This window comes from bacterium (assembly GCA_035527515.1).
In the GTDB taxonomy this organism is placed as follows: Bacteria; B130-G9; B130-G9; order B130-G9; family B130-G9; genus B130-G9.
The window spans coordinates 1-11986 of sequence record DATLAJ010000133.1 but is presented as its reverse complement, the minus strand read 5'-3'; the positions used below and the strand labels follow the sequence as shown (position 1 = coordinate 11986).

Below are 11986 nucleotides of genomic sequence, written 5' to 3'. Positions count from 1 at the left end.
AGGCGCCGGCCGAAGGCCCAGCCTACGGACAGGTGGCCCCAAACCTCCTGAAAGGCGACCCCAACGGGGTCGAACGATGTCGTTGATCTGTCCATTTGTTCGACCCCGTTGGGGTCGCCAAGACGGAATTGGATGCGCCCGTAACCCCACGTTGCACGTGGGGCTACTCACATTCAGCCCCGTTGGGGTTGGCGGTGTTCAGCTCACCGATTCCAGTTCTCGCACGCCCAAATCACCGCCTTGCGGCCTGCAACCCAACACTCCTCTCCCCAAAAACGCGAAAACTCCTGCTCGCCCTTGCTCAGGCTACAACCCCGCGGTCTCGGGGCGAGCATCTCGGCCTGCTGCGCTGCTCCCAGCGCGTCCCATGCCAGCATCGCACGTCTAGTCCGTTACCGGCAGCAATGGTCCCTCAAATAGAGAAAGTTGGCTAGGCGAAAGCTGGTTAGAAGCAGATTTCACGCTCACCCGCTCCAGGAAGACCGCTTTAGGGTCCAGGTGCTCGCACAAGAGCCGACGCCTCGCGATCTGACAATAGGAATTGTTGAGGTCTATACCGATGAAGTTGCGCCCGAGCGCTTTGGCGGCAACGCAGGTTGAGCCCGAGCCGTTGAACATGTCCAAGACAATGTCTCCGTTGAACCCGGCGTCCGAGTCGCGCATGAATGTGTACATCATGATGAGCCGCTGAGGCAGAACCACGGGAAATGGAGCGGGATGCCCACCTGCCCGTTTGACGTCTTCCGGGTACATCGGCCAAACCTGCATTGCGAGGTTCCGCCATTGCTCCTGGGTGATCTTGCTCGCCTCCTTGACTTCGCGCGGCAGTTGGGGAGGCTTGCCCTCTTTGACGAAAACATTGATGAACTCGATGGTGTTATCCTCGTAGATATTCGGGGGATACGGATAGCTCCCAAACATCTTGACCGATGTCTGCTTCTGCCAGATGAATAAGCTGAACCGGAACAAGCCGCTGACGTCGGACAGAATAGATTGCTCGATGTCGCTGGCGATGTTCTTGAGATGCCTCGTATGGTGTTCGTTGGCGACCTTCTTGGAAAGAGGCATGATTGGGGCGACAATCGCGAGTTTGCCGTTTGGAATGAGAACCCTTGAGACTTCCCGCCAAATCGGGACGAGGTCTCCTATGTAATTGGCATAGCCGGTCTGGCCGACCTGTCCGTCCACGCCGTAGTCCTTGACGTTCCAATAAGGTGGGCTTGTTACTGCCAGCGCGACGCACTCATCTGGCAGGCGGCGCAACTCGCACAGCGCATCCTCGCTGATGATCTTGTTAAGCCAATCGCTTGGCCAATTCGCGGGATTAGGTATTCTGTAGATCGAGCCCATGTCTCTTGAACTGCACGGCCGCTAGCGCTTATCGACCTCCTGTCGGGGCCAGAGGGTGTCGGTGCTGCCGGCGGTCGTGCAGAGGATGATTCTGCCCTTGCTGTCGCACACATATAGGAAGGCCATCTTCTCGTTGAAAACCATCTGCCGCACTGGCCTCTCGGCCTCTTTGGGCACGTTCAGCTTCCAATTCCCAACTTGGGTCATCGAGGGCGCGAGCTTGCGGACAAGGACCTTCTGGCCATCCGAATCGATCAGTATGAACCCATCATTATGAACCGAGGGCGCAAGGTCAACCATCGAGCTTTGCCCCAGCCGGCTCGTCGTGAACTCCGGGCCAGAGGTTATAACCTTCCCTCCAGAAAGCCTGAATCCGTTCAGCCGCAGGCTCTCTGTGCCTAAGCCGAGGCAGACAAAGGTGTCGCCGACGGCCACGATGCTTGCTGGCTTGGTCTCGCCCACAACCAGCGACTGGCTGTTGTTGACTTTCACAGTCGTCTCGGTGCCTGAGACATCGAATATCGCTACTTCGAGTGTCCCGGCCTTCTCTTCAGCCCCCGACTCGGTCATGCGCGACCTCTGAGACACCGTGGGCTTCTGAGGCGCCATCACGATCCCTATGAGCTTGCCGTCTGCGCTCTGGACGACACATTTCGGGCTTCTCGGCTTTGCGCACTCCAGACAAAACTCCGTCTTCACGTCCGCCAGGTAGTCATCGAGCACATAGCCGCAGACCCTCATCCCATCATCAGGTGAGGCAAGCGAGACCCATCTCTTCGGCCCAAGCGTCATCCGAAACACGCCGCGAACAGGCTGAAGCGTCGCCATCGGCGCCAGAAGCCGCCAGATGCCGTGAATCCCATCCCAGAAGAGGATGCGGTAGTCATCCTCTCCCGCCAGCTGTGAGGTTACGGCGAACAGCCGCTCCCCGCCGATGAAATGCGCCGAGCCATGTGGGCTATCGAGAACCGGCTCGTCCGGGAGCCCCTCCCAGATAACCGTGGCTGGCCATCGCAGCCGCAGCAAAACCCCAGAGCTTACGTGCTTCACCTTCGAGAAGAACCCACCCACGCGCCTCGTCTCCTCCACAAAGACGTCCCCATCAGGCGACACCCAGAACCTCACCGATTCAGGCGCCTCGTCCTTTGCCTGCTTGGCAAAACAGGGCGTGATGGCAAGCATCATGACGAGAAGAAGGATCGCGATTATCGCTCTTGCGGTCTGCATGTTGGCTCCTCTTATGCTCGGCTGGGTCATTTCGTCGTCCCCTTCTCGATTACTTTCTCACCAATTTCTGACGGATCGACTCTATACAGATCGAAATCACGAATGTTCTTATCTGTGATGCCTATCTGATACTCAATGCCGCCTCTGTGCTGGTGACTCAAATATCGATTGTTCCTCACCTGCTCGTCAGAAAACACCCAATAGACGATCTGGTCAACCCACACACCAATGAAGACAAAAACGTCGCAGATTCCTAGCTTTATCTGTTGGTAATTCATCCAGAACGATTCGTCAGAATCATATCTGAGAGCTTTGGAAACCAAGCTGTCTCGCTTCTTGGTTTGATTGACAGCTCTGGCAGCCTTGATCTCCACCTTAATCCCGTCTATCCACAAGTCGTATTGGCCGTCATAATCAGGGTCCAGCGATCTGCTGGGCTTTGTGAACCTCGAATCTAAGTCTTTGACGTGTGCGTGTGCCCAGGTCTCCCCGAAAGTGCGAGGCGCGAGTTCGTAAAGCCCAAGATGCTTGTTTGTAGAGACGTAATCATTTCTGAGTCGCTCGTATTGCGGGAAGTCTATGACCTTACGGTCCAAGAGAAACATGAGAGCATATTCGTATTGATTGAAAGGAAAGGCACAAATGAGGCTTTTCAGACGGACATCAAGCAGCTGTTTGTCCTGCCTTCTCAGGCTCTCCGCGATTGAGCCGATCTTCTGTCTCAGTTCACTCAAGTCCAAACGGTCTCTCCGTCTTCTTGTTCCAACTCTGGGAAGGGACTTCTCCACTGCCATCCCGTTTTGCCAGTCGCCCGATAATGCTCCAATCTCCTAATGGTGATCTCAGCGAATACGGGGTCCAAATCGAACGTAAAAACTCTTCTACCCAGTTTCTCGCCAGCAAGCAGCGTTGTGCCAGAATGAGCGAAGAAATCGAATACTAGGTCACCCTCGGAACTGCTAGCCGAGACTATCCGCTCTATGGCCTTCATAGGTTTCTGAGCGTAGCATCCCGGCACGTTCTCTTCCATCCTGTAGAAGACCTGCTGGATGTCCACCCAAACATTGCCGGCTCTGATACATTTGGATTTGCCTCGTTCAAGGTTCTCCGTGATTCTCCCCCCGACGTTTTTGTAATAGCCCCTCACAAGCTTGGGTATATCCGTGTATACAGCATTTACGTCAAAAGGCGGCTTCCCTCTGGTGTAATACAGCAACTCCTGTCTAACCCACATCCAGTTCTTCTGTGTCCCATATCCTCTCTGATTCCGCAGAGTTATTATGTTCCTGGCCTTCAGCTCCGAAAATCCTCTCATCAGAAGAAGGAAATCCGGAAGAGGCTGAAAGCCCTGCTTGTAGTCCGCGCCCATCCAAACATACAGATGTGAGTCATTTGCCATAACGCTAATCGCATTCTGAACCCATTTTTCGGAAAAGCGCAGGTATTTATCCAACGGCACTCTGAACAATGAGGTGGTGTTTGCGTTACCGACTACAACGTTGTAGGGAGGGTCATTGATAACCAGTTCCGCCTTCGCACCATTTGCGATCATAGCTATGTCGTCCTCGCTCGACGCATCCAGCACGCCGACCCTATGGGCGTTCAGAGGGTCTTCCCATATCTCCCCAGCGCCCAGCCTGCACAATGGCAAAACCCGCTGCCTCAGCTGGCCCCCAAGATCAAGTCTTGGGAGTCTCTCCGAGGTTGCGCCTTCTTGCCGACGTGTGTCCTCACTCGCAGGTGAGACTCCAAACAATTCAAGCGTTGCGGCGTCAGCCTTCACCATTGACCACCAATTGACGAAGTGCCAAGGTAATGAACCAACTCTTGTTCGACCTCCCTTACTGGAGTATGCCAGAATCGGCTATCCTCTGCGCGGCCTCCCTCATCCGTTCCTCCTCGACCACCAGCGCCATGCGCACATATCCCTTGCCATATTGCCCGAAGCCGCTGCCCGGCGACACGATTACGCCGGTCCGCTGCGCAAGCTCTTTGGCGAATCTCATCGAATCGGAGAACTTCTCGGGTATCTTCGCCCAGATATACATGCCCGCACGCGGACGAGGCACCTGCCAGCCTATGGCCCGGAGTCCGTCAGCCAAAACGTCGCGACGTCGCCTGTAAAGCTCGGCGTTAGGCCTCGCGAAGTCCTCGCCCATGTTGAGTATCTCGGCGATAGCCCGCTGTATAGCCATAAAGATCGAGAAGTCCTTAGTCGTCTTTATCTTCAGTGTGTTCGCTAAGACCTCACTGTTCCCGACCAAAAAGCCCACGCGCCAGCCGGGCATGTTGTACGACTTGGAGCAGGAATAGAACTCCACGGCGTATTTCTTGGCATCGGGAAGCTCCAGAAAGCTCATCGGCGTGTAATCCGGGTCCATCGATAGCTCAGAATACGCGATGTCCGAGATAAGGAGGATGTCGTGTTCAATGCCGTATTCAAGCACCCTCTCGTAGAACTCTCGTGTCTCGACCGCCCCAGTTGGGTTGTTTGGGTAGTTGAATAGAAGTATTTTCGCGCGCTCGGCGACCTCCTTGTCGATGGCGTCTAGGTCCGGCAAGAAGCCGTTTTCCTCAAGTAGGCCCATCTCCTGAATGTCCGCCTCAGCGACGCGGGCCGCTCCAATGTGCGCCGGATAGCACGGCGACGGGATGAGCGCCGTCTCACCCTTGTCCAGATACGCGAGATAGAGGCAAAGCAGCCCCTCCTTTGAGCCGACGAGCGGCAGAATCTCTGTCTCTGGGTCGAGCGTTACGCCGAACCGCCGCTTATACCAATCAGCCACAGCCTGACGAAGCTCGATGACGCCCCAAAACTGCGAGTAGCGATGATTCTGATGCTCCGCGTCGTCTATCGCCCTGTGCAGCGCCTCAAGCATGAACTTGGGTGGGCGGCGGTCGGGGTTGCCGATCCCGAGGTCAATTACGTCAACGCCCTTCTTCATCAGGGCAAACTTCACCTCATCGACTGCGGCGAATACATAGATGGGCATATTCATAACACGCTGAGATGGTCTCACTTTTTCCTCCAATGCTAAGATAGTCATTACTATTGATTCAGCGAGAAAGCAGCCAAATCCTAACCGCCTAACTTGGCTCGGTCAATCCGATTCTGCGAGAGGAGTTTCCCCCATTGTGTTCTGGAGTGGTTCAGGGCACCGCGTTCGTTTCGGTGGCCTGACACCGGCTGCGAATCCCCGCATCCCTGAAAGGGATGCACGTGGATAGCCGTAGGCGCCGGCCGAAGGCCCAGCCTACGGACCGAGGGCAGAAAGAAACATCATCAGCCCTGATGTGGCTGAACGTAGCCTTGTGGAGGGGCTGTTCGATCCCTTCCGGAGTCGCGAGGATACCGACGTGAACGGGTCCCGTAGGTTGCACTACGGCTACCATTGTGGCCCCCCTATCGGGGAACTGAAACGCAGCATCACGTCAATGTTAATTCCACTTTCTTGTTGACCAAAACCAACCCACGGAGCCAACAACCCGAACAAATCAGCTACCCATTTGGGGGAAACTCCCATAAGTTGACAACGTAGGGGCCGGCTTTGCTGGCTGCCGCCGAGGCTGAGACGGGCATCTTCGGAGTATCACGACATACTCATATTGCATTGTTACGTCTTTTTGCCCTGCCACGTTGGACGGTGAGTTTTCTCCGGGCATCCGCTTGTTAGAGATCGCCCGAACAGCTGTCTTGATGTGTGCGAAGCTCTCGCTCTCGAAGAAGTCTGCGCATATCTTGTCCGTCGGCAGCTGGATGCCCTTCACACGCCGGTTCCCGACGACGATGCACACATGGCCGCCGGGTTTCACCTTTCTGGCGATGATTCTAACCGCTTGGTACAAGTCAAAGTAGAACGAGAAGACCTCTTTCGCTCGTTTGTCGTCCCTCCCGGCAATCCTCGCAACGAAATCGTTCAGCACCTCTGACGGCAGGTCTTGTGTGATAATCCGAGCCTTGCTGCCCAGCGAGGCACTATCAACTCTCTCCTCGCGCCCCAGCCACCTCAGCGACAGCCGCGAGAACTGGCCGTAGGCAACCGTTGTCCTTGAATCGCCGTAGGGTGGAGAGGTTACGACGAGGTCAACCGTGCCATCGCCTATCGGGATGCCGCCAACGATATCTCTCTCCTCCAGACACATCTCCGCCGTTGTCGGCGGATTGCTTCGATAGAACTCGGCCAGCATCGCCATGTTCCTGAGCGACACGTCGTGAAAGGTCTTCATAACGCTCGCGTTGTGCACGTCATTCTTTCTTCGGAGCAGCTTGAACTCGTTGTATCGCGTTCTTGAGACCCTCCTGACTGTCTCAGAGAAGGCCACATCAAAGAACAATCGCATGTCCTCGTCGTCAACCTGAGCCATAGATTCTCTAAGGGCCGACAGCTTCTGGATAACGTCATCGTGGAACCAATACTGGATGTTGTGAAAAAAGACCGGGGGGGCGTCCGCATCTTTATATCTCTGTGCTATCTCTGAGAGGACCTTCTGGAGCCGAACGTTAGGTATTGCCGTCGTCCGGACTTTCGATATCAGGACCGCAAGCGGGTTGATGTCAAAGCCGGCGTAGTTCCTGCCTCGTATGAGGCACTCCACCGCTGTTACGCCCGATCCCATGAACGGGTCCATGACGGTCGCACCCTCGTGCGAGTAGTCCTCGATTAGCCTCCTGACAACCAGGAAGTGCAGCATGGCTGGATAGGGATGAATCCCGTGGACACCGCTCGAGGCGCGGATGCCGCGGAAGTCGAGGGAGGTTTCCCTGTGCCCGTTGAACGGCAGCGGCTCCACCGAGGTTATGCTGGGTTCGGCGATTTCCTGATGTCTAAACAGGCTTGCCTGCGTCATGTTCTCTCCAACGCCTCCAGAAGCTCGCTGAGTGCTCTTTTACGGAGTCTTTCGCAAGACAAGTTTACTGCTCTGCGAGAAGTCAAGAGCAAGCACATTCAAAATACCATTTTGCCCGGATGCCGGCAAGCAGCTCTGGCGACCCCAATAATCAGATTGATCGTTTCTGAAGTTGAGTTCTGAAGTTGGCTGGCACATAGGCAGGGGAGTTCATGTTGAAAGCCGAGTTGCTGCTTCTTTCAGTTAACGGGTGCGAACGAGGGGTGCAGGTTGTAATCCCCGACAGGGGGTACCGTGGGTAGCCGTGCGTGCAACGCAACGGGGAGGGGGATTGTGGCGTTATTCGCACCGTCAGGCTACGCCTGCGGCTACCCATGGTCTGCCCTTCGGGCAGGAGCTTCTGCCCTCCATCCGCGAGGCCGCCGCGACGTTCCCCGCTCCGGTCTGATTATCGGAAGCGAGGAGTTTCCCCATTCTGCCTTGGAGTGATTCTGGGCACCCCCAGGCACGGCATCCGGTCAGGGCCAATTTCATCTGGAACCATGCAGAATCAGGCACATATAGCCTATAAACCGACGAGCCCCCGCTCAAAATTGGGAAAACTCCTGACCCTGGCGGCCGCGATAATCATATTGCCTAGCTGGCCGGCACAATCGAGAATCAGCCAACCTGCCGAGCTGATAGGCGGCTTGTTGTCGGAACAATCGCCGATCACAAACGCAATACCAATGATCTACACGAGGTCAATCACTATAAATGTGATTATTGGGGTTGATAAGAACGGCTTGAAGTTTAGTCGCGAGAAGGAGTATAGATTGAGGATGGCCACAATGGGATCGTCTGGGGTCGTGGCGTATTAGGTCAAATCAAGCTGTGGAGGAGTGAGATGTCCTCAAATCAGTTAGGCACTTATCTTGCACTGTTCGCGGCTTCTCTGTGCATCGCTATGACGGCGCTGGGACTAGCTAACGACTTGGCCGATGTTCATGCACGACTGCCATCACAGCGGCCAAGGCGAGTTGCCGTGGGCGATAGGATTGGCAAGAGCGTTTCGCTGATAGATTACATTATGTACGTCTCAGTTGAGTACTGAGAGAAAGGACGAGAAGTGAAGATTGCCCTGATTGCATCGGAGGTGTTTCCTTTCGCGAAGACCGGGGGCTTGGCTGATGTGGCTGGGGCCTTGCCGAAATATCTTGCTCGCCGGGGCCAGGAGATCATCGTTATCATGCCCAAATACGGCACGATCGATGCGGCCAAGTTTGGGCTTCAGGACACGGGTCTTGAGATAGCGGTGGAGATGGCGGGCGAAACCAGCAACCATAAGCTCTTCGCCAGCGACGCCATTGCCGGCGTCAAGACCTATTTCATTGACGCGCCGGAGTACTTCGACCGTGAGTGTCTCTACGGAACGCCAGAAGGCGACTATCCCGACAACTCGCTTCGGTTTGGCCTCTTCGCTAAGTCGGTCCCAGAGATACTCCGAGCGATAGGGTTTGAGGCGGATATACTGCACTGCAACGATTGGCAGACAGGGCTTGTGCCAATATACCTGAAGGAGGAGGCTGCGAAGGGAGGAGGTTTCCTGTCGCACACTAAGACGCTCTTCACCATTCACAACATCGCGTATCAGGGCTTATTTGATCGCGAGGAGCTGCCGAAGCTGGGCCTGGGCTGGAAGTATTTCGTTGTTGGGGGCCTCGAGTTCTGGGAGAAGGTCAGCTTCATCAAGGGCGGCATCGTCTTCAGCGATGCGGTGAGCACCGTAAGCCGCAAGTACAGCGAGGAGATTCAGACGGCAGAGTTCGGCTACGGCCTCGAGACAATTCTCGGCTCAAGGCGCGACATTCTGTTTGGGATACCCAACGGCATCGACACTGAGAAGTGGGACCCCGCGACGGACGAGGCCATCCCAGCACATTTCAGCGCATCAGACATCGGTCCGAAGAAGGAATGCAAGAGGGCGCTGGCTGAGGAGAACGATATCGCCTATTCCAAGGCCGTGCCGCTCGTTGGTATGGTCACAAGGCTTGCTGCTCAGAAGGGCCTGGACCTCCTCTCCCAGGCCTTTCAGGAGCTGATGGACCTCGGCGTCAACTTCGTCATTCTGGGCGCGGGCGACGAAGAGTATCACCGCATTTTTGAGCGGTTCAAGGAGAAACTCGTCGGGAAGGTCGGCATCAACATCACATTTGACAGTGCTATGGCGAGGCGCATCTACGCCGGGTCTGACATGTTCCTGATGCCCTCGCGCTACGAGCCGTGCGGGCTTGGCCAGCTGATCGCAATGCGCTACGGAAGCGTCCCCATTGTCCGTCGGACCGGCGGCCTTGCGGATACCGTTACCGAGTTTGACCCGAGGGAAATGACCGGCAACGGCCTGTTGTTCACGGAGTATTCGGCCGGTGCACTGATAGAGACTGTGAAGCGTGCCTTGAACCTTTACAGGGACCAATCACTGTGGCGCAGAATAGCCGCCAGCGCGATGGCCTACGACAGCTCCTGGGAGCGAGCGAGCGGTCAATACATTGACCTATATCATAAACTACTGGGAGAATAGCAGTTATCGAAACTCGCGGAGGAGGTGAGGGGGCAGGTTACAGATACCCACTGCTCTAGTCAGTTCTTACCGTTTTTGCGCGCGATGAAATCGCCGGCCACGAGGTAGGCAATCGGCGTCTTCAAGAAAGTCTCGATGGCGTGGTCTATCGAGCAGACTATCGGCTCGATGCGCCTGTTGAACGATGTGTTCATGACCATTGACGAACCAGTCAGTTTCTTGAACTCGCTTATGCAGCGATAGTATCTGGGGTTCTCGTCCTCGTGGACAGTCTGGATGCGGGCCGTGTTATCGACGTGTTTGACCGAGGGGACCTTGTCGCCCATGCCGTTCTTGTACTTGAAGTTCAGCGTCATGAACTCGCTGTCGGCAGCGTTCTCGAACCAATCACCGACGTCCTCGTAAAGCACTGAGGGCGCGAGCGGCCGCCAAAGCTCACGGTCCTTGACCTTATTGACCAAATCCTTCATCTCGGCGCTGCACGGATTGCCCATGATTGTCCGGTAGCCCAACGCCCGAGGGCCAAACTCCATCCGGCCCTGAAACCAGCCGACGATCTTGTTGTCCGCAACCATCTGAGCCGCCTCTTTTGGCGCATCGCTGGACTTGTAGTAGGAAAGCCCCGCTCGCTTGAGCGCCGCCTCGAGCTGCTCGTCCGAATACTCAGGCCCATACGCGACCGTCCTGAGCCTGGTCTTTGACTCGTTCCCCAACATCGCGTAGGCCTCGAGCGCCCCGCCAATCGCAGTGCCCATGTCCATCGCTCCCGGCTGAACGAATAACTCGTCGACGAACTCCTGCTCCAGGAGCTTCCCGTTTGTGTTGCAGTTGAGCCCCACACCGCCCGCGATGCACAGCTTCCGATACCCAGTCAGCTTGTATAGATACTCGGCCAGCTGGACCGCCGCGCGCTCTAGCTGCGTCTGCACAGTCTTCGCGATGTTCTTATGCTCCTGAAGGATGGGGTCGCCCATCTGATAGCGCCTCGCATAAGGCCCGACCTTGCGAATCTGCTCCAGGTTGACGTGGTAGTCGTGGCGCGAGACTTCCAGGATATTCTCATACTTGGGGTCAAACTCGCCGTAGGAAGAAAGACCCATCAACTTCCCGTCGCCAAAGTAGCCGAAGCCTAGCAGAAACGTAATCGTCTTGTAGAGCATCCCAAGCGATTGATATTGGCTGTATTGGCGGACCGGCTCCGAAATCCTGTTCCCATCGCCGATGTAAAGCGACGTGGAGTGGTCCTCACCAAGCCCGTCAATCACGAGTATGTTCGCCTTCTCAAACCCCGACATCCGAAACGCGCTCGCAGCGTGGCACAGGTGATGTTTCAGCTCGAACACCCGCTTGAACCGACGCCTCAACCGCGACAAAAACCTCTTCCGGTTGTAGAAATAGCCCACGATGTTGCCATAGACCACCTTCGCAGCAGGATCGTCCGACCCAATCCGCTGTTTTATGATGTTCTTTATCGTCATTCGCCTCAGGTTGCTCACCACCGCGTCAACGATCGTTTTGATCGCCAGGTAGGAGTTCATGTGGTATGAAACCGCAACCGCCTCGATGTCAGAATCCCTGACGCCGAACTCGTCGAACAGCCACTGAATCGACATCTCAGGCCCCTTGCCGCCCCAGCAAAGGCCCGGCGTGTGCTTCAGGCGGTTGAGCCTCTCCTCCTCCATCACGCCCACTATCTCGCCGTCCTTGATCAGAGCGGCCGATATGTCGTGATACAGCTCGTTAATCCCCAAAATGTAAGTCATTCTCAAAGCCTCTTTATGCAAACTCGTTAGACTAGACCGTGGACTGGGTAAGTACCCTTGTAATCATATAACAGACAACCCCCACAAAAGTCAAATCGCAAACAAGTCCCGCTCCAGGAGTTTTCGCATTTTTAGGTCTTGATTCGCCGGGTTGTGGACTGTTCGGGTTAGTTTCTAGCGAGTGGAGAGTGGGATTGACTTCAGGTCGGAGGGGCAGAAGTCCCCTGAAAGGGGGCCA

General features: G+C 55.7%; 9 protein-coding genes. 2 read left to right on the top strand and 7 right to left on the bottom strand.

Annotated features, from left to right (window positions below):
* Positions 1–384: 384 nt before the first annotated feature.
* The 6 genes from VM163_10990 to VM163_10965 all read right to left on the bottom strand — a co-directional run bounded on the left by VM163_10990 (position 385) and on the right by VM163_10965 (position 7425).
* Entirely contained in the window at positions 385–1350 is a 966-nt protein-coding gene (locus VM163_10990) for a site-specific DNA-methyltransferase (GenBank protein ID HUT04404.1), read from the bottom strand.
* A gap of 21 nt (positions 1351–1371) precedes the next feature.
* Positions 1372–2577, bottom strand: a complete 1206-nt coding sequence (locus tag VM163_10985; protein HUT04403.1) for a hypothetical protein — start codon at positions 2575–2577, stop codon at positions 1372–1374.
* A gap of 26 nt (positions 2578–2603) precedes the next feature.
* Positions 2604–3311 (bottom strand): hypothetical protein, encoded by a 708-nt coding sequence (locus VM163_10980; GenBank protein ID HUT04402.1) that lies wholly within the window; start codon positions 3309–3311, stop codon positions 2604–2606.
* Positions 3308–4363, bottom strand: coding sequence for a site-specific DNA-methyltransferase (locus VM163_10975; GenBank protein ID HUT04401.1), 1056 nt, complete (start codon positions 4361–4363; stop codon positions 3308–3310). Before VM163_10975 ends, VM163_10980 begins: the two co-directional genes overlap by 4 nt.
* Before the next feature lie 55 nt (positions 4364–4418).
* A complete protein-coding gene (locus VM163_10970) occupies positions 4419–5597 on the bottom strand; it encodes an aminotransferase class I/II-fold pyridoxal phosphate-dependent enzyme (GenBank protein HUT04400.1) in 1179 nt (392 codons plus the stop codon).
* 475 nt (positions 5598–6072) lie between these two features.
* Positions 6073–7425, bottom strand: coding sequence for a DNA methyltransferase (locus tag VM163_10965; protein ID HUT04399.1), 1353 nt, complete (start codon positions 7423–7425; stop codon positions 6073–6075).
* Positions 7426–8311: 886 nt separating this feature from the next.
* Here VM163_10965 and VM163_10960 point away from each other — a divergent pair.
* Both VM163_10960 and glgA read left to right on the top strand, forming a co-directional pair.
* Positions 8312–8518, top strand: a complete 207-nt coding sequence (locus VM163_10960; protein HUT04398.1) for a hypothetical protein — start codon at positions 8312–8314, stop codon at positions 8516–8518.
* Between the two features lie 15 nt (positions 8519–8533).
* Positions 8534–9985 carry a glycogen synthase GlgA gene (gene glgA / locus VM163_10955; protein HUT04397.1) on the top strand — a complete coding sequence of 484 codons (1452 nt, stop codon included), beginning with the start codon at positions 8534–8536 and terminating at the stop codon, positions 9983–9985.
* 59 nt (positions 9986–10044) lie between these two features.
* Here glgA and VM163_10950 read toward each other — a convergent pair whose 3' ends face one another.
* A complete protein-coding gene (locus VM163_10950; GenBank protein ID HUT04396.1) occupies positions 10045–11748 on the bottom strand; it encodes a carbamoyltransferase C-terminal domain-containing protein in 1704 nt (567 codons plus the stop codon).
* Between the last annotated feature and the right edge of the window lie 238 nt (positions 11749–11986).

Bases quoted from the DNA above. Each gene is read 5' to 3' on its own strand.
- VM163_10990 (HUT04404.1), bottom strand. From the start codon at position 1,350: ATGGGCTCGATCTACAGAATACCTAATCCCGCGAATTGGCCAAGCGAT.
- VM163_10985 (HUT04403.1), bottom strand. From the start codon at position 2,577: ATGCAGACCGCAAGAGCGATAATCGCGATCCTTCTTCTCGTCATGATG.
- VM163_10975 (HUT04401.1), bottom strand. From the start codon at position 4,363: ATGGTGAAGGCTGACGCCGCAACGCTTGAATTGTTTGGAGTCTCACCT.
- VM163_10965 (HUT04399.1), bottom strand. From the start codon at position 7,425: ATGACGCAGGCAAGCCTGTTTAGACATCAGGAAATCGCCGAACCCAGC.
- VM163_10960 (HUT04398.1), top strand. From the start codon at position 8,312: ATGTCCTCAAATCAGTTAGGCACTTATCTTGCACTGTTCGCGGCTTCT.
- VM163_10950 (HUT04396.1), bottom strand. From the start codon at position 11,748: ATGACTTACATTTTGGGGATTAACGAGCTGTATCACGACATATCGGCC.